This is a genomic window from Flavobacterium sp. LC2016-23 (genome assembly GCF_009674775.1).
In the GTDB taxonomy this organism is placed as follows: domain Bacteria; phylum Bacteroidota; class Bacteroidia; order Flavobacteriales; family Flavobacteriaceae; genus Flavobacterium.
The window spans coordinates 74,055-98,288 of the sequence record NZ_WKKE01000010.1; the positions used below are offsets into that span (position 1 = coordinate 74,055).

Consider the following 24,234-nt stretch of genomic DNA (forward strand, 5'->3'; position numbering starts at 1 on the left):
ATTTAAACTAATTATGAATAACACTGCGCCAACATTTGCCAAGCATGACAATCTGAAGTTCTTCAGAACCCTTAACTCACGAGTAAACAATTACTTCAAGGAAAATAACATTCAGAAAACAGGAAACTGGAAGCTGCATTTAAAAGCCATTATTCTTTTTGCGATTTTTCTGACACCTTACTTTTTGATCTTAACACTTGACATGCCTTTTTGGGCACAATTGTTATTAAACATTCTGATGGGAGTTGGAATGGCCGGAATTGGAATGAACGTGATGCACGATGGAAATCACGGATCGTACTCTTCTAAATCATGGATTAATAAAATCATGGGCGGAAGCATTTACATCTTAGCCGGAAACGTACACAACTGGCAAGTACAACACAATGTACTTCACCATACTTACACCAATATTCACGGTCATGATGAAGATCTGGATGCCGGAAGAATTATTCGTTTTACACAAAATGCAGAATGGCATCGTTTTCATAAATTTCAACATTATTATTCTTTTTTCTTATACGGATTACTGACTTTCAATTGGGCCTTAACAACCGATTTCAAGCAAATGAAAAACTATCTGAAAAGAAAACTATCCTACGGAACACCTCAGAGTCCTGCTAAATTATGGACGGTTTTAGTAATCACTAAAATAATATACGTTTTAATATGGATGGCTTTGCCGATGATTTTAGGCGTAACATGGTGGAAAGTGGTTATTGGATTTTTCGTAATGCATTATACCGCAGGATTAATTTTAAGTATTGTATTTCAGCTGGCACACGTAGTGGAAGAAACCTCAAATCCGATTCCGAATGAAGAAGGAGAAATGGAAAACACCTGGGCCATTCACCAATTGTATACTACTGCAAATTTTGCTCCTAAAAACAGAATTGTCAATTGGTTTACAGGAGGTTTAAATCATCAGATCGAACACCATATTTTTCCAAATATCAGTCACATTCACTACAGCAAAATTGCTGAAATTGTAAAACAGACTGCAAAAGAATGCAACCTGCCTTATTACGAATTCAGAACGATGAGAGGCGCTGTACTTGCGCATTACAAGCATTTGAAAGATCTTGGAATGAAACCTGAATTATCCGTATAAAACTAAAAAAACCTATTAATAATTAACCTTCCTTAGTTAGCGCAGAAAATTAAGGACCTTCAAAATTTTTATAATGAATCATATTCTTTCGGACAGAATCAACAACTTAGCAACTTCGCAAACCTTAGCAATGGCTGCTTTAGCACGCGAATTAAAAGCACAGGGAAAAGACATCATCAGTTTAAGTTTAGGCGAGCCAGATTTTAATACTCCTGACTTTATTAAGGAAGCTGTTAAAAAAGCAGTAGATGAAAATTACAGCACCTATTCACCGGTAGAAGGTTACTTAGAATTAAGAGAAGCAATTTGCAGAAAATTCAAAAGAGATAATAATTTAGAATACAAACCAAGTCAAATCGTAGTTTCTACAGGAGCAAAGCAATCTTTATACAACATTGCCCAGGTAATGTTAAACGATGGTGACGAGGTTATTTTACCGGCACCTTACTGGGTTTCTTACTTCGAAATTGTAAAACTTTCCGGCGGAGTTCCGGTTGAGGTTCCAACGTCTGTAGATACGGATTTCAAAATTACTCCGGAACAACTGGAAGCTGCCATCACGCCAAAAACAAAAATGATGTGGTTCAGTTCGCCTTGTAACCCATCCGGATCTGTTTACAGCAGAGAAGAGTTAACAGCGCTGGCAAAAGTTTTAGAAAAATACCCAAATATATACGTAGTGGCTGACGAAATCTACGAGCATATCAATTTCTCAGGCACTTTCTGCAGCATCGGTTCAATCCCAGGAATGTTAGAAAGAACCATCACTGTAAACGGAGTGGCGAAAGCATTCGCCATGACAGGATACAGAATTGGTTACATCGGAGCTCCGGAATTTATTGCAAAAGCATGTACCAAAATTCAGGGACAAGTAACTTCAGGAGCCAACTCTGTGGCACAACGCGCTACCATTACGGCTGTAGATGCTGATCCAAGCGTATTGAATCATATGGTTCAGGCTTTCCACACGCGTAGGGATTTAGTAGTTGGACTTTTAAAAGAAATTCCAGGCATAAAAATCAACGTTCCGGAAGGCGCTTTTTATGTTTTCCCTGACGTTTCTTCTTTCTTCGGAAAAACGCTGAGAGGTACTGAAATTAAAAATGCGAACGACGTTTCGATGTACCTTTTGGCAGAAGCCAACGTAGCAACAGTAACAGGAGACGCTTTCGGAAATCCGGATTGTATTCGTTTCTCTTACGCTACAAGCGACGATATCTTAAAAGAAGCTTTAAAAAGAATCAAAGAAGCTTTGGCTTAATTCAAACTTCTATTTTACATACCAAAGCCTTAGATTTTTCTAAGGCTTTTTTTTTGGGGTTGCCTTTGGCCGGGCTATCCGCTATATCTTTTATTTCGTTTCACTTCATAAAAGGATACCGCTCCTATCCCTAACCCAAATTGGGAACAAGGAAATCTTATTTTCATAAACACCCACTTTCAAAATTCCCATTCTACAATATTATAAATAACATCTAAAATTCTGTAAGACAGAACGCTTCATAAAACCCCAACTTTGTAGTATACATTAATTAAAAATTATTTATTATGATACATACAGATGAAACCACAAAAGAAGCAGTTCATACCTTAGAAGGATTAGTTTCAATCCTTGAAGATGGAAAACTAGGCTATACAAATGCTGCAGAACACGTAGATAGTCCTGCAATCAAAACTGACTTTTTAGAGTATGCCCGCGAACGTGCGTTGTTTATTGTAGAAATACAAGACGAAATCAACAAACTTGGAAAATCGACTGACACAGCTGGTGGAGGTCCGTTAGGAGCCATACACCGTGCCTGGATTGATATTAAATCATCCTTCACAAGTGGAGATACAGAAGCGATCATCAATGCTTGTGTAACAGGTGAAGAAGCTGCTATCGATAAATACAAATCTGCTTTGGCGAAAAATGAACTTGAAACCAGTCAGATTGCTATTATTTCAAAACAATTGAACAGTATTGAAAACACTTTGACAAAAATTAAAGCGAAAAGATTGTCTTAATAAATGGGACTTTTTTTTGAGAAGAAAAACTATCCGGTTATTAAACTGGGTAGTTTTTTTGTTTTTGGCCGAAACTGAAAAATAAATCTTATTTTCGTCGCGACCAATTTCTAAACGAAAAACTAAATTTTATGGCATTAACTTTACGCAGTATTTTTATTTGCACACTTCTCACAATTCTATCTCCTGACCAAACAAAGGCCCAGGCAACGGGCAATGCCATAAAAGCATCAATAGGTTTTGCATCAAGCAGTTCGTATTACCTTGAAGATTACGGCAGTCAGGATGAAATAGATGTCATAGGAGGTGGCCTTTATTTTCAGGGAGAATATATCATTGGATTAAAATCATGGCTTAGCATACGTCCTTACGCGGGAGCCCTGTTTACATCCGTTGATAAAAATCAGAATTTACGAAATCAACCGCAATACAAAGTAACAACTAATGCCTTTTTACTTGGAGGTAAATTTCGTCTCTGTGCGCCAATTCCCTGGGTAGCACCTTTTATTGAAGGAGGTATCGGTACGTCAGTAGGTAAATTCGAAACCATTACACCCGCCGTTAATTTTAACAAAAGCGACCTCTTATTGCATATTCCTTTTAGTATTGGATTAGCCATTGGCCGAAGAAATAATTTTGAAATTGCTATTTCGGGCTACTTTCACCCGGCAGCTAAACAATCATCAGGGGTATTTGCTCTGGGATATACTTTTCCCCTAGACTAAAACTTCGAATTAAGTAAAAAGAAATTTGCAGTCTCTGCGTAGTGAATCGTTATCAGTCTCAGTTATCAGTCTCTGAACACTGAGACTGATAACTGAGACTGAACACTGAAAACTGCGGCTAAAATTATCACTCTTAAATATCATCTTTCCCTATTAGTTAACTATTTCAAAAAAAGTCACTTCAACATTAGTAATCCCGAATTTTTTATAAGAACTTTGCAGACTTTTTTCCGTGAATACCACAAAAGCCTAAAGTTTTAGAAATGAAGAAGAAGATCGAAATATTAGCTCCTGCTAAAGATTTAATTGGAGGAATGGCCGCTATAAATAGCGGTGCCGATGCTGTATATATTGGTGCGCCTCAATTTGGAGCACGATCAAATGCCAACAATTCTATTGAAGATGTTGCTGCTTTGGTACAATATGCACACTTGTTTAATGCTCAGGTTTTTGTAGTAATGAATACCATTTTGTACGACAATGAATTAGAAACCTGTCGCAAAATGATATACGAATTGTATGATATTGGTGTTGACGCCCTGATCATTCAGGATATGGCGATCATGGAAATGGAGCTGCCTCCTATTGTTCTTCATGCCAGTACACAGGCCAATAATCGTGATGCCGACAAAATTAAATTCCTGAAAGATGCCGGAATAAAACGTGTAGTGTTAGCACGCGAATTAAACCTGCATCAAATCAAAGAAATATACGATCATGCTGATGTTGAATTAGAGTTTTTCGTGACCGGAGCTTTATGTGTCTCGTTCAGCGGAAACTGCTACATGAGTGTGGCCAACGGAGAACGCAGCGCCAATCGTGGTTCCTGCGCTCAAAACTGCCGTTTACCCTATAACCTAATCGACGGAAACGGAGAGACTCTGATCAAAAACAGTCACTTACTTTCGATCAAAGATTTAGATATTTCCGATCAGATTCCGAATTTGATTGAAGCCGGAATTGTTTCTTTTAAAATCGAAGGAAGACTTAAAGACGTAGTTTACGTTAAAAATAATGTATCCTTTTTACGTCAGAAATTAGACCGCTTTTTAGAAGGAGCAGGAAGCGATAAATACACCAAAGCTTCTTCCGGAACATGTACCTATACTTTCGATTCTTCTTTAAACAGAACCTTTAATCGTGGTTACACCGATTATTTTGTAAACGACAGAAACAACAGTATTGGATCCTGGGAAAGCCCAAAATCAAAAGGACAATATATTGGTAAATTAATTCGAACTGTTGGAAACGCTTACGAAATCGAAAACGGTGAATTACTAAACAACGGTGACGGACTTTGTTTCATTAACGAAAACAACGAAGCCGACGGAATCTACGTAAACAAAGCCGAAAACGGTAAAATATATCCAAATGTTCTAAAAGAAGTAAAAGACGGAACTTTCATTTACCGTAACAACGATGCCGCTTTCATCAAAATTGTGGAGAGAGAAGACAGCGCTGTTCGAAAATTGAGTACTACCCTACTACTTACAGAAACCGAAACAGGTTTTGAATTAATCGCAACCGATGAGGACGGAAATGTAAGCACTGTCCATTTAGAACATGCAAAAGAGCAGACTAAAACGGGCGAATCAATTGAAGAAAACATCAAAACGCAATTGGCAAAAACAGGTTTCACTCCTTATAATGCCGATGAAATTACTATCATGTTTTCTCAAAACTGGTTCCTTCCTATTTCGAAAATTAACGAAATGCGAAGAACTGTTTATGATCAGCTGACCCAAATTCGTTTAGCAAATTACAAACGCGAAGAACATCAATTAGTAAAAACCTCGCATCCATATCCGGAAACGAAGTTAGATTTCATGTATAATGTTTCAAACAAAACCGCACGTAAATTCTACGAACGTCACGGTGTAACCGAAATCGAAAAAGCATTCGAGTTACAATGGGATCCGGGGAAATCCCGTGTAATGACAACTAAATATTGTATCAAATACGAATTGAAAAAATGTCCGATACACCAAAAAGATATAATGGGCGTTAAAGTAAAAGAACCATTGGTTTTAAAACAAGGTGAGCTTGAATACAAACTAAAATTCAACTGCAAACCCTGCGAAATGGAAATCTGGGAAAAAGATGCTGAATTTGAAATAGAGGAAGATCATTTTCATTAATAGTATTTAACCGCAAAGTTCGCTAGGAATTACGCAAGGTTCGCAAAGATTTATTATAAAGCCTTTGCGAACCTTTTTATTTTTACTTCAAAACAAAGCTTTGCGTACTTTGCGGTTAAATTAAAATCTGCTGAATCTGCAAAATCTGCGTGAGAATAAATTCCATTTTTTTTATCTTTACTCTCAAAACTAGTTTTAAATGGAAACAAAAAACAGCATTACAAAATATGCAATTATTGCGGGATTTTTGGTATGCGCTATTTTTCCATTATTAATATTTTTAAAAACCTCTTTTATTGATCTTTGCATTCAGATATCTGATTTTGGTACCTTTTGGAATCCTATCTTCTGGGGAATCCTTTTTCCGTTATTCCTGGTTTTTCTTTTTTGGAAATCAGCCCAAAAAATAAGCCCTTCATTAAACCAAATCAGTTATTTTCAAGCTTGCTCCCAATTTTCATTCGGCGTAAGCTCAAAACTTATAATAACTCTTTTCACAATTTATATAATCGGAAAATTTGCAAGTGGAATGTCTGCTCCATTACAATCACAATTTTTAGATCAAATTATATTCTCGATATTGATAATTTTGTTTTTATCATTTATTTTAATGATCCTAACCTTTTTAAGCAGTTTACTAATTGTAAAAGCAAGCCAAAACACTCAAGCTTTAAATCAAACAAAATGAAAATACTACTCCTCGGTTCAGGCGAATTAGGCAAGGAATTTGTCATTGCCGCACAACGAATCGGACAAACCATAATCGCTGTTGACAGTTACGAAAATGCTCCGGCAATGCAGGTGGCACACGGATTTGAAGTCATCAACATGCTGGATGGTGAAGCGCTTGACCGAATCGTAGCCAAACACCAACCCGATTTTATAGTTCCCGAAATAGAAGCCATTCGCACCGAACGTTTTTATGACTATGAAAAACAAGGCATTACCGTAGTTCCTTCTGCCAAAGCGGCGAACTTTACCATGAATCGTAAAGCCATTCGCGACTTAGCTGCAAAAGAACTTGGACTTAAAACAGCCAAATACCAATACGCAACTTCCGCTGAAGAGTTGCAAAAAGCCGTTCAGGAAGTCGGAATTCCGTGTGTTGTAAAACCTTTAATGTCTTCTTCCGGAAAAGGACAATCGACTATAAAAACCGAAAGTGATATTGAAAAAGCATGGCAATATGCCGTTGCAGGTTCCCGTGGTGATGTTATTGAGGTTATTGTAGAAGCTTTTGTAAATTTCCATTCGGAGATTACACTGCTGACCATTGCTCAGAATAACAATCCAACGCTTTTTTGCGCTCCAATCGGGCACCGACAAGAACGCGGTGATTATCAGGAAAGCTGGCAGCCCGCAAAAGTTTCAGATAAAGATTTATACGAAGCGCAGGATATGGCGGAAAAAATTACCGAAGCACTCGGAGGCGCGGGCCTTTTTGGTGTTGAATTTTTCCTGACTGATGAAGGCGTTTATTTCTCTGAACTTTCGCCCCGCCCGCACGATACGGGAATGGTGACTTTAGCCGGCACTCAGAATTTCAATGAATTCGAACTGCATTTGCGTGCTATTTTAAGCTTGCCCATTTTTGAAATCACTCTGGAAAAAGCGGGGGCGAGCGCCGTAATTTTAGCTTCTGAAGATTCAGCCCATCCAACCTTTACCGGAATCGAAAAAGTAGCCGCGTTACCTAAAACCGATTTCAGGATTTTTGGCAAACCAACGTCAAGACCCTATCGCCGAATGGGTGTTGTTTTAAGTCATGATTCATTGGCAACTCCAATTGAAGAAGTCACAGAACGCGCCAAAGCAACTTCAAAATTAATAACCGTAAATTCTTAAAAATGAAAAAAGTACTATTTATGTTATTCCTGTTTATTGGAATTGCAACTCAGGCCCAGGATAAAAAAACAACCGAAAAATCTCAGATCGTTGAAACCGCTTGTGGCGAATGTCAATTTGGAATGAAAGGCAACGGCTGTAATTTAGCGGTCCGCATTGATGGAAAAGCCTATTTTGTTGACGGAACTACTATTGATGAGCATGGAGATGCGCATGCAAAAGACGGTTTCTGCAATGCCATCCGCAAAGCTGAAGTTACCGGAAAAGTAGAAAACAATCGTTTCAAAGCGACATCATTCACTTTGGTAAAACAAAAATAATGGAATTAATTCTTGAAAACATCGCCAAACATGTTTCACTGACACCTGAAGAACAAGCCCTGTTTTTATCGAAAACAGAAACGACTTTTTATAAAGCTAAAACTATTTTATTAAGTTCCGGCCAGGTTTGCAAACATTCCTATTTTGTCAATTCCGGAATTTTAAGAAGCTTCAATATCAATGATAATATTGTCGAACATGTTCTCGCATTTTCCTGCGCCGGATGGTGGATGAGTGATATGTACAGTTTTTTTTCACAAAAACCCGGACAGCTTTTTATAGAAGTTTTAGAAGATGCAGAAGTCGTTTCATTATCGAAAGAAAATCAGGAACAATTATATCTTGAGATTCCAAAATTAGAACGCTTTTTCAGGATTCTGATCGAAAATTCCCTGGTCGCCAATCAACAGCGACTAATGGATAATTTAAGCCTGCCTGCGGAAGAACGTTTCGAGAAATTTTGCAACAAATACGGAACATTAGTACATAAAGTTCCTCAAAAACAAATCGCTTCGTTTATTGGCGTTACGCCTGAATTTTTCAGCAAAATGAAAGCCAGGCTTTTGAAAAAATAATTTTTACACACAGATTAAAATATTTTTTTTTGTTCGCCACGAATTACACGAATTTTCACGAATTACATGGTTCAAAAATTGAATTAAAATTAGTGTGAATTCGTGTAATTCGTGGCAACCTTTTTTTTAATCATTTAAATCTGTGGCAAAAAAAAAACCAGTTCAATGAAGAACCGGTTTTTTTTATTGAATTAAAATTGCTCTACCTCAGTAGAATGTTTCATTGCTGTTGTGGTTGATTTCCCTATCGTTACCGTGTTCTGAACGGCATCAAAATAAGACGTTCCCACAAAAGCCTGATGTTTAACTGCTCTGAATCCATTTTTCTGTAAGGCGAATTCTCTTTCCTGCAGTTCAGAATAACCTGCCATACCCCGCTCTTTATAGGCTTTAGACAATTCGAACATGCTCGTATTTAAAGCATGAAAACCTGCCAAAGTGATGAATTGGAATTTATAGCCCATGGCAGCCAAATCTTCCCTGAATGTTTCCATTTCAGCCACTGATAATTTTGCAGCCCAGTTAAAAGACGGAGAGCAATTGTACGCCAGCATCTTGTCCGGAAATTCTTTTTTCATGGCATCAGCAAACTTTTTAGCATACACCAAATCAGGATTACTGGTTTCCATCCAGATCAAATCAGCATAGGGCGCGTAACTCAAACCTCTGGCAATTCCCTGATCGATACCGTTTTTTACATAAAAGAACCCTTCATTGGTTTTTTCACCGGTAATAAATCTGGCATCTCTCGGGTCAGCATCACTGGTCAGCAAATTAGCGGCATCGGCATCAGTTCTTGCTACAATTAAAGTCGAAACCCCCATTACATCTGCGGCCAAACGCGCTGCTATTAGTTTATTGATTGCTTCCTGAGTCGGTACCAAAACCTTCCCACCTAAATGCCCGCATTTTTTAGCAGAACTTAACTGGTCTTCAAAGTGAACCCCTGAAGCGCCTGCTTCAATCATCGATTTCATTAATTCGAAAGCATTTAAGTTCCCTCCAAATCCGGCTTCGGCATCAGCCACAATCGGAACCAGATAATCCTTTTTATCCTCAACCTCATTTACCACCTGAATCTGATCGGCACGCAATAAGGCGCTATTAATTTTTTTAACCACCATAGGCACACTATTTACCGGATAAAGGGATTGATCCGGGTACATTTCTCCCGCCAGATTTGCATCGGCGGCAACCTGCCACCCACTCAAATAAATCGCTTCCAAACCGGCGTCCACTTCCTGAATCGCCTGATTTCCGGTTAAAGCACCCAAACCAGCAACATAATCCTGACTTTTTAACTTTCTCCATAATTTCTCCGCTCCCATTTTGGCAATAGAATGCTCAATTTTATAAGAACCCTGAAGTGTAACCACCTCTGTAGCCGTGTAAGGACGTTCAACACCTTTCCATCTTGGGTTCGTGATCCAATCGTTAATCAATTCCTGAATTCTGTCTTCTGTTGTTTTCATAAATAATATAGTTAAGTTGGTTAGTAAGTAAAATAGTTTTCAGTCACAGTTATAAGTATTCAGTTTTAACTGGACTTAAATAGATAATATTATAAAGATCTGCGCAGATCTTTTCATCCTCATTTTATCTGCCTGATCTGCAAAATCTGCGAGACAAATTTTTAGCTCGCAGATGACGCAGATTGAGCAGATTTTATGTAGAATTATATTCTATGTGTTAAAAGAGATCACAAGTATTTATAACAAGGAATAGTCAAAAAGTCAACAAAATCAGTATTTACCACTAATCTTTCGAGTACTTTTTCAGCCAGGGGAAATTGTCTTTTTTCGTAATTCTCTTCGCCTAATTCCGTTTTTATTTTATCGAATTCATCCAAAGCCAGTTCGTGATAATACGCCAGATTCAACTGTTTGTCATTATCCAGCACCACTTTATTCTGAAGCCATTGCCACAATTGTGATCTCGAAATTTCGGCAGTGGCTGCATCTTCCATCAAATTATGCAACGCCGCCGCACCTTGGCCGTTGAGCCATGAAGCCAGATACAAAACACCAACATTGATGTTTTTACGAACTCCGTTTTCCGTTATGATTCCGATTGGTGGTTCAATCAAATCTGCTTCCGTGATTTTTCGATGCTCTCTTTTAATATGAATTTGATTTAGAGTTGGCATTCCTTTATCAAAAATTTCTTTTGCTATTGCAACCAAATCCGGATGTGCTACCCAGGTTCCGTCGTGACCGTTTCGAACCTCGCGCTCTTTATCGGTTTTCACTTTTGCAAAAGCAACAGCATTGGCGTCTTCATTATTCTTAATCGGAATTTGGGCTGCCATACCGCCTATCGCATGAATTCCACGTTTATGGCATCTCTGAATCACCAGATTCGAATAGGCATTCATAAAAGGCGAAGTCATATTTACCTGATCGCGATCCGGCACGATGAACTTCGGATTTCTGCGGAATTTTTTGATGTAGGAAAAAATATAATCCCAACGCCCGCAATTCAACCCTACAATATGTTCTTTCAGTTCATAAATAATCTCATCCAACTGAAAACTTGCGGTTATGGTTTCAATCAAAACCGTCACTTTTATGGTGCCTCTTTTTAATTTCAAATAATCTTCGGTAAAATCGATTACCGTATTCCACCAGCGGGCTTCCAGATAATGCTCTAATTTCGGAATGTAGAAGTACGGCCCGGAGTTATTCTCCAATAATTGCTTGTGGTTATGAAAAACATACAATCCAAAATCGACCAAAGAACCCGAAACTTCTTTTCCTTCGACTAAAAGATGTTTTTCATTCAAATGCAATCCTCTTGGGCGAACGATTAATGTCGCGGTTCTTTCATTTAACTGATAACTTTTATTTTTAGCGGCATCTGTATAAGAAATTGTCTTTTTTACGGCATCAATTAAATTCATTTGTCCGTCCATCAAATTTTGCCAGGTCGGAGAAGTGCTGTCTTCAAAATCGGCCATGAACGTTTTCGCTCCTGAATTCAATGCATTGATGATCATTTTTCGATCCACAGGTCCTGTAATCTCTACTCTTCTGTCCAGCAGATCCTTTGGAATTTCTCCAGCTGTCCAATTGCTTTCTCTGACGTTTTTGGTTTCTGAAGGAAAAGAAGGCATGACGCCCTGATCAAACAAAACTTGTTTTTGATCGCGCTGCAACAACAATATTTTTCGTTGCGATTCGAATTTTCGATGCAAATCGGTTATAAAAACAATTGCTTCTTCTGTCCAGATCTTTGGATAAGAAAGGTTCTCTCCGGCCAAAAATTCCATTGCCGTCCCGGTAATCTCTAATTGGTTTTTCATAGCTGTGAATTTAATTTCTAATTAATTAAACAGGTTTTGACTTCATCTATTAATGACTTATAAAGACATTCACTTAAAATCACTTTTCCATCTAATAATTTCTACACCACAATATTAGAAAAAAGTTTTTTACAAAACAAGCGAACGTTCGCTAAATATTAAAAATAATTTTTTGGCGATTATTTTTTAAATACCTATATTTGATTTATGGATATCGAAAAAGACTATATAAAGCTTATCTTCGGGTTAAAACTGAAGCAAGTCCGCACCCACAAAAACCTTTCTCTTTTTGGCCTGGCCAAATTGACAAATCTTTCAAAATCGTACTTAAACGAAATTGAGAAGGGTAAAAAATATCCAAAAACAGATAAAATTTTGCTTTTGTGCGAACATCTGGAAGTTCCTTACGATCAAATGGTGTCTTTAAAACTCGATAACAATCTCGCTCCGATTGGAGAAATTTTAAAATCAGGTATTTTAAAAGAGATTCCATTAGAACTTTTTGGCATTCAGGAAGCAGATTTAATTGACATTATTGCCAATGCCCCTGCCAAAGTCAATGCGTTTATTAGTACCATTATTGAAATCGCACAACACTATAATCTAAGCCGGGAAAGTTTCTTTTTAGCCGCATTACGTTCGTATCAGGAAGCACACAGCAATTATTTTGAAGATCTTGAAGATAAAGTGATTGCTTTTTCAAAATCATTTCAGATCAATTTAGATTCTAAAATTACCATTGAAGAACTGGAAGCCATTCTTAAAGAGGAATTTGATTATACCATCAACGAAATCGCTTTTACAGATCAGGAAGCGCTGGAAGATTTACGTTCTATTTATGTTCCAAAAAGCAAAACCTTATTACTTTCAACAGAAATTGACCATCCACAGAAAGCTTTTATCCTGGCAAAAGAAATTGCTTATAATTACTTGAAAATTTCAGACCGTTTACTGACTTTCAGCTGGATTAAATTTGAAAACTTCGATCAGGTTTTACATAATTTTTATGCTTCTTATTTTGCCGGCGCTTTATTACTGCCGAGACAATTGGTAGTAAGCAAAATCAATGATTTTTTACAAAATGAAAAACCAAATCCTGAAGAATTTGTAGCATTAATCGAAAGTTTTGAAGTTTCTCCGGAGTCCTTTTATCAGAGACTGACCAACTTACTGCCTAAAGATTTCCATCTGAAAAACTTATTCTTTTTGAGAATGTCTCACAGAATTGGCTCTGATGTATATCAAATCAAAAAAGAATTACACATCACCAACCAGCAGGAACCTCATGCAAACGAAACTAATGAGCATTACTGCAGAAGATGGGTTTCGGTAAAAACGATAGACGAAGCCATCAGGCAAAACAAACCTCATTTTTTTGATGCTCAGATTTCCAGTTATGTGCATAGCGGAAATGAATATCTGGTTTTTTCATCGGCTACGAAAGATCCTTTTGTAGAAAACAATATTCGCAGCATTTCTGTTGGAATTTTAATTAACCCAACAATGAAAAAGAAATTTAAATTCATTGAAGCAAAACCTCTTGTTAAACGAATTGTTGGTGTTACGTGCGAAACCTGCTCCGTGAAAGATTGCTTAGAAAGAGCTGCTCCTCCAATTGCGCTGGAAATGAAAAAACGCCATGACAACACGGATTTTGTGGTACAGCAGTTTATTAATCAATACAGTTAGAAAATTATGAAATATTTATCTATAATAATAACGCTGCTTTTTATCAGCTTAAACCAGGAAACAGAAAAACTTACCGGACGTTATAGCTACTTAACAGAAGACAATAATTTGTACATCCAAAAAGATAAAATTACTTTTAAGGATAGTGTTTTTGTGTTTGATAACAAGTATTTGCCAAAAGGAAAAATCTCTTATGGTAAGAAAATACTATTAGACAATTTCATAAATACTGATTTAATTATAAGCATTTCAAAAGATCAGATCCAAAAAGATACTATTCTGTTTTATATGCATGATAAGAACAGTTCAGCTGCAAATTATCTTGATGAAGTAGTCGGAAAAGGGAAATTGATTAGGATTAAATAATTCAGGTTTTTTACTTTCAAATAATAATTCAACACAATCTTGTCATCTCGACGAAGGAGAGATCACACAAGTGGCTCGACATAGATTGGAGATCGTTGGATCGAAGTTTCTAATGTGATCTCTCCTTCGTCGAGATGACAAACTGAACGGTAAAACCTTTGCACCTCTGCAACTTTTAACCTTTGCACCTTCTTATAAAAAATAAAACCTATAATTTAGCCCCGATAGGAGTGGAAATCCTTTTGTGCCGTCCCGATAGCTATCGGGAGGCGCAAAAGATTGAAACGAATAGCGGGACTACACGCCTTTTGAAAACCAAAATTTCTGCTTCAAAAAAAACCTTAGAATCTTAGCTCCTTTGAACCTCAGAATCTTTTCTTAATCTACATTAAGTGCTTTTCTTCCATGTTGGTCGTAAATTTGTACCATAAAATAACAAAACACACAGATCATGGAAAATATAGTAGTACATAAAGCAGAAACCAGAGGAAATGCAAATCACGGATGGCTTAACGCTTATCACAGTTTTAGTTTTGCAAGCTGGTACAATCCGGACAGAATTCAGTTTGGGGCACTTCGCGTTTTGAACGATGACACCATTGCCGGAGGAATGGGTTTTGGTACGCATCCTCACGATAATATGGAAATCATTACCATTCCGTTGGAAGGTGATTTAGCACACAAAGACAGTATGGGAAATACCGAAATCATCAAAAATGGCGATATTCAGGTGATGAGTGCGGGAACCGGTGTTCAGCATAGTGAGTTCAATCCAAATGCAGACCAACAAACTAAATTATTGCAAATCTGGCTGTTTCCAAACAAAAGAAATGTAGATCCGCGTTACCAGCAAATCACGCTGGATGTTGCCGACAGACATAATAAATTATCTCAAATCCTATCCCCAAATGCAGATGACGAAGGTGTTTGGATTCACCAGGATGCCTGGTTTAACATGGGGAATTTTGATGCCGGAGTAACTGCTGAATACAAAATTAAAAAAGAAGGAAACGGCGTTTACGCTTTTGTCCTAAAAGGCAACGTCACAATCAACGGTCAGGAATTAAACACTCGCGATGCAGTTGGAATTTCAGGGACGGACATTTTAAACATACAGGCAAACACTGATGCGGAATTTTTATTGATGGATATTCCGATGAACTATTAATTCATAAACAACAGATACTTTTTTTTCAGGAAACGATAATAAATCTGTTTATCAGATTGTTATCGTTTTTTTTTTACAGCTTTCACGAAATCACCCCGAGACTTTGAAAAAGGTCATTAAATTTAAAAACAGGTCGAATGAAAAAGGTCTCTCGCAGATTTTGCAGATTGAGCGGATTTTTATTCCTTGCTTAGATAGATTTTTTTAGAAAAAATTAGCAGTATAAGCAGATCATTTATAAACGAACTCTACCAAATAGATCTGCTCCATCTGCAAAATCTGCGGGAAACAAAAAACATTCTTCATCCGGCAATTAGCAGCAAAAGAAGTAAATTTCAAATTATCGATTTTTCATTTCTTAATCTAGGTTAAGTGCGATACCGCCACTACCAGCGTAACTTTGTCCTATCAAAATGAAATTAATTATTTAAAAATAAAAATTATGGCAACTACAAAATGGGCAATTGACCCAACACATTCAGAAATTGGTTTTAAAGTTAAACACATGATGTTTACAAATGTTTCAGGAAAATTTGGAACTTACGATGCAACAATTACTACAGAAGACAATGACTTCGAAAATGCTGCAATTGAATTTTCAGGTGATATTGCTTCTATCGATACTGCTAATGCAGACAGAGACGGACATTTAAGAAGCGCTGATTTTTTTGATGCTGAAAACAATCCAAAATTAACTTTCAAATCTTCTTCATTCAAAAAAATTGATGCAGGAGATTACGAAATCACCGGAGACTTAACTATTAAAGGTGTTTCTAAATCAGTAACATTTCCGGTAGACTTCAGCGGAATCATGACTGATCCATGGGGAAATACAAAAGTTGGTTTAAGTATTGAAGGAAAAATTAACCGTAAAGACTGGGGACTAAACTGGAACTCTGCTCTTGAAACTGGTGGTGTTTTAGTTGGAGAAGAAGTAAAACTGAACATTGAATTACAATTTGCTAAACAAGCATAATCAGAATATTAGGTTTTAATTTGGTTGGTTAAAAGCCTGTACTTTTTAGAAAGTGCAGGCTTTTTTTGGGTTTGCCACGAATTGCACGAATTAGCACGAATCTATATTTTTACCGAAACATTTACAGAGAAAACCAATCCTTTCTAACAAAGGGCTTCGACTCCGCTCAGCCTGACATATAGCTCACTTCTAACCAAATACGATTGTCAACCTGAGCGAAGTCGAAGACTTTTTATTTTATATTTCTAAACTCCGTTGGCGACATTCCTGTTTGTTTTTTAAAGACTCTGGAGAAATACGAATAATCCTCGTAACCAACAGCATAGGCGATTTCATTTACAGCTAACTGTTTATCGGTCAGCATTCTTTTTATTTCGAGAATTACGCGATCCATAATAACTTCCGTGGCTGTTTTTTGTAAAATTTCATTGCAAATTCTGTTCAGATGCTTTAAGGTAATATGCAATTGTTCCGCATAAAACGACGGCAGTTTCTGAGTTTTAAAATGCTGTTCTAAAAGTATTTCAAATGCGCTGATTTTTATATTATAGGAATGTGTCTGATGCGAATAGGTTTGTCCGTACTTACGGGCAATTTCGATATGAATGCAATCTAATAAATTGAGCATTTTATCCAATTGCCATTCATTATTTTGATTAATCTCCTGGATCAATAAACCAAAATAGGGCAATATTTTAGAGAATTCATCTGTTTCAAAAACCACTTCAGGTCTATTCAAAATCGAATTATAAAAGTTATAATCATTGATTTTTTTTTGCCCAAAGTACAGATTATAAAGTTCCTGCGAAAAAATAATTACAAACCCTTCTATATCTTCCGACAAACTCCAGTGATGCATTTGCCCGGGCTGTAAAACGAACAAACTTCCTTTTTTTATTTCAAAACGATCAAAATCAATTTCATGAATTCCGGAGCCATTTGTAAAAAATACCATCAAATACGAATCGTGCCGATGCGGCTCTTCGACAAAACTGTGGCTTTTTAGATGCTCCTTAAAAGTATTCACGTAGAAATCACGGTGAATATCGTTACAACTAAAATTTTGAACACTATAAACTGGATATTTTTTCATAACAAATGTCTTTATTGTGCTATAATCAGCGAAGATATAAAAAAGACTTTTAATAGTTTCTAAAATACCTTTGTATAAACAAAAACAACAAAATCATGTCAAGTACACTAGTCCATATTTTGAAAAATGAATGTCCGAATTGTCATAAAGGAAAAGTTTTCAAAGACAAGAATATTTTCCTGAATTTCGGTTTTCCAAAAATGAACGAATACTGCAGTCATTGTAACTATAAGTTTCAAAAAGAACCCGGTTATTTCTTTGGTGCCATGTATGTAAATTACGGATTGACAGTTGCCCAGGGAATTGCAACGTATTGTGTGGCACAGTTTTTCTTCGAGAAAAATTTCGATTTAAGAATCATTCCGATTATTGCGCTTGTAATTACTTTATGTACTTCATTCAATCTCCGATTTTCAAGATTAGTATGGATTTATATGTTTAAGAATTATACAAGCTAAAAAAGTACTATTTTTGCCTTTCAATTGAAACTAATTTTTCAATTTAAAAAAAATTCAATCTTAAATTAGACAAATGAAAGCATACGTATTTCCGGGTCAGGGCGCACAGTTTACAGGAATGGGCAAAGACTTATATGAAACATCGGCTTTAGCCAGAGAACTATTCGAAAAAGCCAATGAGATTTTAGGTTTTAGAATTACAGATATCATGTTTGAAGGCACTGCCGAAGAACTGAAAGAAACAAAAGTTACACAGCCGGCCGTTTTTTTACATTCGGTTATTTTAGCCAAAACTTTAGGTGAAGATTTTAAACCGGAAATGGTGGCGGGACATTCTTTAGGAGAATTTTCAGCATTGGTTGCCAATGGAACTTTGTCTTTTGAAGATGGTCTTAAATTAGTTTCACAACGTGCTTTAGCGATGCAAAAAGCCTGCGAAATTACACCATCAACAATGGCTGCTGTTTTAGGTTTAGCAGACAATGTTGTGGAAGAAGTTTGCGCTTCTATTGACGGGGTTGTGGTTGCTGCCAATTACAACTGTCCCGGGCAATTGGTTATTTCGGGAGAAACAAGTGCTGTTGAAAAAGCCTGCGAAGCCATGAAAGCTGCCGGAGCAAAACGCGCTTTGATTTTACCTGTTGGAGGAGCATTTCATTCCCCAATGATGGAACCAGCAAGAGAAGAATTAGCTGCCGCAATTGAAGCAACGACATTCTCTACACCTGTTTGTCCGGTATATCAAAACGTAACAGCAAGTGCGGTTTCTGATGCAAACGAAATCAAAAAGAACTTAATTATTCAATTGACTGCTCCGGTAAAATGGACGCAATCGGTACAACAAATGATCGCTGACGGCGCTACTTTATTTACTGAAGTCGGACCAGGAAAAGTTTTAGCGGGTCTGATTAACAAAATTGACAAGGAAGCTGTTACTGCGAATGCTTAATTTTTAGTAGTCAGTGAAAAGCTATACACAAAACAAAACCTCATAAATCAAATTTATGAGGTTTTGTTTTTATAGGTCTTTAGCTTCAGGACAGTAATTATTACTAATTCCTGTTATCAGGTAATTTTGATTCCTTTTTTCAAAAAATATGTACCAGGTCGTTTTAGGGTTGGGTTTATAAAAAATATAATGTGAACCTAAATATTGTAGTGTTTCAGGGGTTTTCTTGTGAGGAAAACTTGAGATACCTGAAATTACAAAATCTACTATTTTATCAGCATAATTTTGAGCTGATTGAGCAAAACCAAAATATTCTTTTTTAAAAAGCGTAAATACTAAATCATCAAAATATTCCAGAACATCATTTTCGAAAATTATTTTTTCCAAGGATATGCTTTTATTCTTTTGGACATTTCAGCTTTAAATTCCTCAGGTGTTAACCCTTTTGCAAATTTGGCATCAAAATCAAAAGTCGCAGAATCAATTCCTTTGAATTTTAGTTTCTGAACTTCGTATTGTACTGCAGGTTCTTCAACCTTATTATTTTTCTGATTTTCATTCTTCTCATTCATAATCCACATCTTTAGATAACGAATTTACGACAATTTCGTTAAATCAAAAAATCCCAAATAATCTGGATTGATTATTTGGGATTTGTTTTGAAACCGGACCAGGCGTGACTATGCGTATCTAAGCGAGATTCTTCTCTTTCTTTTTATAGTTAATAATGAAAACCCCTAAAATAATAAGTACCGTCGCGATGATAAAATCGACTGTAATTTTTTCATTTAAAAGCAGCCAGCCTAAAAAAACGGCAATAATCGTATTAACATAAGACAAAATAGAAACCTGTACTGCCGTAACACATTTTAAAGCATAATTATAACAGAAAAATGCAATTACTGATCCGAAAACAGATAAATACAAAGAAGCAAAAATACTTCCTGAACTCCATGAGCTTACATCCGGATTTGGCGAAAAGATAAAAGCCAAAACAAGCTGAATACAAGATGCCATTGTAAATTGATAAAACAAATTAAGTGCAATATTATTAGACTTATAAGCATGTGTTTTGGTATAAATTGTTCCGGCTGCCCAAGCCAAAATCGCCAGAATCATAAATAGTACTCCTATTTTATAATCGGCATCTAAAAAGGAATGAAGTCCGTCTTTAAATATAAAAATAACACCGGAAAATCCAATAATCACTCCCACAAATCCTTTTAAACTTGCTTTTTGCAAGCCAAACAAAATACTGCCTATAAAAATAAGTATCGGCGACATGGCACTAATTACAGATGCTAATCCGCTTGGCAAACTCTGCTCCGCAATAGTTGTAAACCCGTTAGCAATAACGATCATTAGTACAGACGGAACAAGCTGGTGTTTTAAATTTTTCCAGCCAATCCATTTCAGTTCTTTTTTAAACAATAAAATGATCATTACGATCAATCCTGCCAATCCCTGGCGTATAGAAGTGACAAACCATGGCGGAATTGTTTCTACCGCAACCCTAATTCCTAAAAAGGTAGTTCCCCAAACAATTCCAACGGCCGCTAAGGCAAAAATTAATTTATAATCTAAACTTTTTTTCATGATACTTAAATTCCTTTTTTAAATAAAAAATCCCAAACTATACTACTATAATTCGGGATTTTTTGTTTGCAGCAAAGACACACTGCTGTGTTCCTCTACGATCGTACTTTTTGTTCCCATTTCCAGGCGCTGGCCATTGCCTCATCTAATGTTAATTGTGCTTTCCATCCCAAAACATTATTTGCTTTGTCTGTATTAGCATAGGCTTCCGTGATATCACCTTCACGGCGTGGCATAATCTTATAGGGTAATTTGGTATTACTTACTTTTTCAAAACTTTTGATTACTTCAAGAACTGAACTCCCTTTTCCGGTTCCTAAATTAAAAGTCTCGACCTTCGCCAGATTCTTTTTATTCAACAAACGCTGCAACGCTATAACGTGTGCTTTTGCTAAGTCTACCACATGAATATAATCACGGACTGCTGTTCCATCCTCAGTTGGATAGTCATTTCCGAAAACTGATAATTCCTGACGTAATCCCATTCCGGTTTGTGTAATAAAAGGAACCAGGTTTTGAGGAACTCCTAATGGTAATTCACCAATCTCAGTACTTGAATGCGCACCAACCGGATTAAAATAACGCAACAAAATAGCACTTATGTTAGTCACTTTAGCAGTATCTGTGATAATTTCCTCTCCAATCTGTTTTGTATTTCCGTAAGGAGACATTGCGGCCTGAACCGGTGCATCTTCTGTGATTGGCATTTTTTCGGCCTGACCGTAAACGGTACAAGAAGAACTAAAAATAAAACTTGCCTCTGGTTTTTGTTGCAATTGCTGTAATAAATAAACTAAGGTACCAATGTTGTTTTCGTAATACAATAAGGGATTTTCAACACTTTCACCAACTGCCTTTGAAGCCGCAAAATGAATAACTCCGGTAACATCATCATGTTTTTTAAAGAAATCCTGAACCGCTGTTTTTTCTCTCAAATCTATTTTTTCAAACAGTGGCAGTTTTCCTGTAATTTTCTCAATTCCTTTTAAAACATTTTCGGAAGAATTAGAAAGATCATCAATTATCACCACTTCAAAGCCTTCATTTTGCAATTCGACTACAGTATGCGAACCTATAAATCCTAATCCTCCTGTTACTAATACTTTCATTTTGTGGTTGTTTTATGGCTAATAGTTTATAATTTAGTTTTATTTATTTTAAAAATTCGATTACGCTGTCTGTAATAAATTTAATCTGCTCATCGTCAAGTTCAGTATGCATTGGCAAAGCAATTACTTCTTTCACCAATTGATTGGTTACCGGAAATTGTTCTTCCTTATAACGAACATCTGCATAAGCCTTTTGTGAATGCAATGGAATTGGATAATAAATCGCACATGGAATTGCTTTATCCTGCAAATGCTGCATTAGCGCATTACGATCTGCATCCACAATTCTTAAAACATATTGATGAAAAACATGATCATTAGCATCGGCATTAAATTCCGGTGTTATTATGTTTTTATGACCTGCAAAAGCAGCATTGTATTTTGTTGCCGCCAGACGACGCGCCTCATTATATTCATTAAGATAAGGTAATTTTGCATTTAAAACTCCTGCCTGAATACTGTCCAAACGTGAATTTACCCCTACTACATCGTGATGGTAGCGTTCGTACATTCCGTGATTTACGATTCCACGGATTATATGGGCCAGCTTGTCATCATTGGTAAAAATTGCTCCGCCATCTCCGTAACAACCTAAGTTTTTAGATGGAAAAAAGGAAGTTGCAGCCACATGACCTATCACCCCAACTTTATTTTTCACTCCTGATTTAGAAACATAATCAGCGCCGATTGCCTGTGCATTATCTTCGATTACATATAAATTATGTGCTTCGGCAATTTCCATAATGGCGTCCATATTTGCTGCACGACCAAATAGATGTACCGGAACAATTGCTTTTGTTTTTGGTGTGATTGCTTTTTTTATCGCTTCAATATCAATGTTCATATTGGCAACATCAACATCTACCAAAACCGGAGTTAATTGCAACAAAGCAATTACTTCTACGGTAGCTGCAAAGGTAAAATCAGCAGTAATAACCTCATCACCCCGCTTTAAGTCAAGCCCCATCATTGCGATCTGCAAGGCATCAGTACCATTGGCACAAGGGATCACGTGTTTCGCCCCTAAATAGTTTTCAAGATTTTTTTGAAACTGCTGAACCAATGGTCCGTTTATATAAGTATTTGTATCTAAAACTTCCTGAATTGAAGCATCAACCGTTGTTTTTATTTTTTCGTATTGACTCTTTAAGTCAACCATTTGAATTTTTTTCATTTATCTTTCTTTATTTTAAAACTTAAGATTTGTTTTCGGAATTCAATCTTCAAAACGAAGCACAAAAATAGTTATTTAATACCTTCAAACAATGAAAATAATCGAAAGAAACGTATTTTAGCACCAAAATCACACACATGCTTTTTCTATACAATTTAGCCGTTTATATTGCTGCCTTTTTTCTTAAAATTATAGCACTGTTTAGTCCGAAAATCAAACTCTTTATCAACGGAAGAAAAGATGTTTTTACCATTTTGGAAGAAAAAATAAAACCTACAGACAAAACCATCTGGTTTCATGCCGCCTCCCTTGGAGAGTACGAACAAGGTTTACCGGTTATCGAAAAAATCAAAGAAAAACATCCCGCACACAAAATCATTGTTACCTTTTTTTCTCCTTCCGGATACGAAGTACGTAAAAACAATACCGTAGCAGATATCACTTTATACCTGCCTTTAGATACCAAAAAGAATGCTAAACGTTTTTTAAAATTAGCACATCCCGAACTGGCATTTTTTATTAAATATGAATTTTGGCTTAATTATTTAAAAGAGCTCAAAAAAAACGAAACACCCACTTATCTGATTTCCGGAATTTTCAGGGATAGCCAGATGTTTTTTAAGTGGTATGGCGGATTTTACCGAAAAGCACTGAAGACTTTCACTTATTTCTTTGTACAAAACGAAAGTTCAAAACAAAAAATCGAAGCGATTGGATTCCACAATGTAATTGTTTCCGGCGACACCCGTTTCGATCGTGTCAATACCATCTTAGAAAGAGACAATACACTTGATTTTATTGAAGACTTCAAAAACAGCCAGACTACCATTGTTATTGGCAGTTCATGGCCTAAAGACGAAGCAATATTAGCGGAATATATCAATCAGTCTTCTGACAATCTGAAATTCATTATTGCGCCGCATAATATAAAAACAGATCAAATTGCAAGCCTAAAGTCTCAAATCACAAAATCAAGCATCTTATTTTCCGAAAAAGGAAATGCTGATTTATCCACTTACAATGTCTTCATCATCGACACCGTTGGCTTACTCACAAAGATCTATAGTTATGCAACGATAGCCTATGTTGGAGGCGGATTTGGAAACCCGGGTATTCACAACATTCTGGAACCTGCTACGTTTGGCATTCCAATTATCATTGGCCCGAATTACTCCCATTTTGCCGAAGCTACACAACTGGTTACACTTGGAGGCTGCATCGTTATTAACAACAAACAGGAGCTGCAACAAAACCTGGATCGATTAACCTCAGATGAAAAGTTTTTTAAAGAAAAATCTCAAATTTGCAAGTCATTTATTCAGGACAATAAAGGAGCAACAGACTGTGTTATGAAAATCGTTTTTTAACAACTCAAAAGAACAAAAGCTGAGTTTTGAGTCGTAAATTATAAAAAAGCGTCTCAAAAGAGCTTATTTTAGCTTTTAATGCCTGCAGAATAATCAAACAAAAGCAAAATATATCACCAGGAAGAGAATCAAAAAAGCTAATTTCCTTATTGAATATTCAACAAAAAATAATTTATACAAAAAATACAATAATATAACATAATTTTAGCATTTTGGCATATTATTTGATAAATAAGATATTCGTGAGCAATGAAAATATTTTAAAAA

24 protein-coding genes are annotated in these 24,234 nt (G+C 36.4%); 16 read left to right on the forward strand and 8 right to left on the reverse strand.

Annotated elements, in window-relative coordinates; translation table 11 throughout:
* The first annotated feature begins 13 nt into the window (after positions 1 to 13).
* From GJU43_RS10195 to GJU43_RS10235, 9 genes are all read left to right on the forward strand, one after another.
* A complete protein-coding gene (locus GJU43_RS10195) occupies positions 14 to 1,111 on the forward strand; it encodes an acyl-CoA desaturase (RefSeq protein WP_154340661.1) in 1,098 nt (365 codons plus the stop codon).
* Between the two features lie 73 nt (positions 1,112 to 1,184).
* A complete protein-coding gene (locus GJU43_RS10200; protein ID WP_154340662.1) occupies positions 1,185 to 2,372 on the forward strand; it encodes a pyridoxal phosphate-dependent aminotransferase in 1,188 nt (395 codons plus the stop codon).
* A gap of 287 nt (positions 2,373 to 2,659) precedes the next feature.
* Positions 2,660 to 3,118, forward strand: coding sequence for a PA2169 family four-helix-bundle protein (locus GJU43_RS10205; protein WP_154340663.1), 459 nt, complete (start codon positions 2,660 to 2,662; stop codon positions 3,116 to 3,118).
* A 131-nt stretch (positions 3,119 to 3,249) separates the two neighbouring features.
* Positions 3,250 to 3,843 (forward strand): hypothetical protein, encoded by a 594-nt coding sequence (locus GJU43_RS10210; protein WP_154340664.1) that lies wholly within the window; start codon positions 3,250 to 3,252, stop codon positions 3,841 to 3,843.
* A 263-nt stretch (positions 3,844 to 4,106) separates the two neighbouring features.
* Positions 4,107 to 5,981 carry a U32 family peptidase gene (locus GJU43_RS10215; RefSeq protein WP_154340665.1) on the forward strand — a complete coding sequence of 625 codons (1,875 nt, stop codon included), beginning with the start codon at positions 4,107 to 4,109 and terminating at the stop codon, positions 5,979 to 5,981.
* A gap of 199 nt (positions 5,982 to 6,180) precedes the next feature.
* Positions 6,181 to 6,669, forward strand: coding sequence for a hypothetical protein (locus GJU43_RS10220; RefSeq protein ID WP_154340666.1), 489 nt, complete (start codon positions 6,181 to 6,183; stop codon positions 6,667 to 6,669).
* The gene (gene purT, locus GJU43_RS10225; protein ID WP_154340667.1) at positions 6,666 to 7,826 is read left to right on the forward strand and encodes a formate-dependent phosphoribosylglycinamide formyltransferase; all 1,161 of its coding nucleotides are present in this window, start codon (positions 6,666 to 6,668) and stop codon (positions 7,824 to 7,826) included. Before GJU43_RS10220 ends, purT begins: the two co-directional genes overlap by 4 nt.
* Before the next feature lie 2 nt (positions 7,827 to 7,828).
* Positions 7,829 to 8,146 carry a DUF6370 family protein gene (locus tag GJU43_RS10230; RefSeq protein ID WP_154340668.1) on the forward strand — a complete coding sequence of 106 codons (318 nt, stop codon included), beginning with the start codon at positions 7,829 to 7,831 and terminating at the stop codon, positions 8,144 to 8,146.
* Entirely contained in the window at positions 8,146 to 8,721 is a 576-nt protein-coding gene (locus GJU43_RS10235; RefSeq protein ID WP_154340669.1) for a Crp/Fnr family transcriptional regulator, read from the forward strand. Before GJU43_RS10230 ends, GJU43_RS10235 begins: the two co-directional genes overlap by 1 nt.
* Positions 8,722 to 8,912: 191 nt before the next feature.
* Here the strand turns inward: GJU43_RS10235 and aceA are convergent, their stop codons facing one another.
* Both aceA and aceB read right to left on the reverse strand, forming a co-directional pair.
* On the reverse strand, positions 8,913 to 10,193 hold the full coding sequence (aceA, locus tag GJU43_RS10240) for an isocitrate lyase (RefSeq protein ID WP_154340670.1): 1,281 nt from the start codon (positions 10,191 to 10,193) through the stop codon (positions 8,913 to 8,915).
* A gap of 227 nt (positions 10,194 to 10,420) precedes the next feature.
* Positions 10,421 to 12,022, reverse strand: coding sequence for a malate synthase A (gene aceB / locus GJU43_RS10245; RefSeq protein WP_154340671.1), 1,602 nt, complete (start codon positions 12,020 to 12,022; stop codon positions 10,421 to 10,423).
* 207 nt (positions 12,023 to 12,229) lie between these two features.
* Between aceB and GJU43_RS10250 the strand changes: the two genes are divergently transcribed.
* The 4 genes from GJU43_RS10250 to GJU43_RS10265 all read left to right on the forward strand — a co-directional run bounded on the left by GJU43_RS10250 (position 12,230) and on the right by GJU43_RS10265 (position 16,221).
* Positions 12,230 to 13,711 (forward strand): helix-turn-helix domain-containing protein, encoded by a 1,482-nt coding sequence (locus GJU43_RS10250; protein ID WP_154340672.1) that lies wholly within the window; start codon positions 12,230 to 12,232, stop codon positions 13,709 to 13,711.
* 6 nt (positions 13,712 to 13,717) lie between these two features.
* Positions 13,718 to 14,077 carry a hypothetical protein gene (locus tag GJU43_RS10255; RefSeq protein WP_154340673.1) on the forward strand — a complete coding sequence of 120 codons (360 nt, stop codon included), beginning with the start codon at positions 13,718 to 13,720 and terminating at the stop codon, positions 14,075 to 14,077.
* 451 nt (positions 14,078 to 14,528) lie between these two features.
* Positions 14,529 to 15,245, forward strand: a complete 717-nt coding sequence (locus tag GJU43_RS10260) for a pirin family protein (RefSeq protein ID WP_154340674.1) — start codon at positions 14,529 to 14,531, stop codon at positions 15,243 to 15,245.
* Between the two features lie 442 nt (positions 15,246 to 15,687).
* Positions 15,688 to 16,221 carry a YceI family protein gene (locus GJU43_RS10265; RefSeq protein ID WP_132037766.1) on the forward strand — a complete coding sequence of 178 codons (534 nt, stop codon included), beginning with the start codon at positions 15,688 to 15,690 and terminating at the stop codon, positions 16,219 to 16,221.
* A 232-nt stretch (positions 16,222 to 16,453) separates the two neighbouring features.
* On the opposite strand, the gene GJU43_RS10270 is transcribed toward GJU43_RS10265, so the two are convergent.
* Complete coding sequence (locus tag GJU43_RS10270) at positions 16,454 to 17,314, reverse strand: helix-turn-helix transcriptional regulator (protein ID WP_154340675.1); 861 nt, start codon at positions 17,312 to 17,314, stop codon at positions 16,454 to 16,456.
* A 95-nt stretch (positions 17,315 to 17,409) separates the two neighbouring features.
* Between GJU43_RS10270 and GJU43_RS10275 the strand changes: the two genes are divergently transcribed.
* Both GJU43_RS10275 and fabD read left to right on the forward strand, forming a co-directional pair.
* Positions 17,410 to 17,772 (forward strand): DUF983 domain-containing protein, encoded by a 363-nt coding sequence (locus tag GJU43_RS10275; RefSeq protein WP_154340676.1) that lies wholly within the window; start codon positions 17,410 to 17,412, stop codon positions 17,770 to 17,772.
* A gap of 73 nt (positions 17,773 to 17,845) precedes the next feature.
* Positions 17,846 to 18,721 carry an ACP S-malonyltransferase gene (gene fabD / locus GJU43_RS10280; protein WP_154340677.1) on the forward strand — a complete coding sequence of 292 codons (876 nt, stop codon included), beginning with the start codon at positions 17,846 to 17,848 and terminating at the stop codon, positions 18,719 to 18,721.
* A 69-nt stretch (positions 18,722 to 18,790) separates the two neighbouring features.
* Here fabD and GJU43_RS10285 read toward each other — a convergent pair whose 3' ends face one another.
* The 5 genes from GJU43_RS10285 to GJU43_RS10305 form a co-directional block, all read right to left on the reverse strand.
* Positions 18,791 to 19,108: a hypothetical protein gene (locus tag GJU43_RS10285; RefSeq protein WP_154340678.1), complete on the reverse strand. Its 318-nt coding sequence runs from the start codon at positions 19,106 to 19,108 to the stop codon at positions 18,791 to 18,793.
* Positions 19,096 to 19,293 carry a hypothetical protein gene (locus GJU43_RS10290; protein ID WP_154340679.1) on the reverse strand — a complete coding sequence of 66 codons (198 nt, stop codon included), beginning with the start codon at positions 19,291 to 19,293 and terminating at the stop codon, positions 19,096 to 19,098. The genes GJU43_RS10285 and GJU43_RS10290 overlap by 13 nt, the downstream gene beginning before the upstream one ends.
* A 118-nt stretch (positions 19,294 to 19,411) precedes the next feature.
* Complete coding sequence (locus GJU43_RS10295) at positions 19,412 to 20,317, reverse strand: DMT family transporter (RefSeq protein WP_154340680.1); 906 nt, start codon at positions 20,315 to 20,317, stop codon at positions 19,412 to 19,414.
* A gap of 95 nt (positions 20,318 to 20,412) precedes the next feature.
* Positions 20,413 to 21,426 (reverse strand): UDP-glucose 4-epimerase GalE, encoded by a 1,014-nt coding sequence (gene galE, locus GJU43_RS10300; protein ID WP_154340681.1) that lies wholly within the window; start codon positions 21,424 to 21,426, stop codon positions 20,413 to 20,415.
* A gap of 43 nt (positions 21,427 to 21,469) precedes the next feature.
* On the reverse strand, positions 21,470 to 22,600 hold the full coding sequence (locus tag GJU43_RS10305; protein WP_154340682.1) for a DegT/DnrJ/EryC1/StrS aminotransferase family protein: 1,131 nt from the start codon (positions 22,598 to 22,600) through the stop codon (positions 21,470 to 21,472).
* Positions 22,601 to 22,737: 137 nt separating this feature from the next.
* Between GJU43_RS10305 and GJU43_RS10310 the strand changes: the two genes are divergently transcribed.
* Positions 22,738 to 23,967: a 3-deoxy-D-manno-octulosonic acid transferase gene (locus tag GJU43_RS10310; RefSeq protein WP_154340683.1), complete on the forward strand. Its 1,230-nt coding sequence runs from the start codon at positions 22,738 to 22,740 to the stop codon at positions 23,965 to 23,967.
* The last annotated feature ends 267 nt before the right edge of the window (positions 23,968 to 24,234 follow it).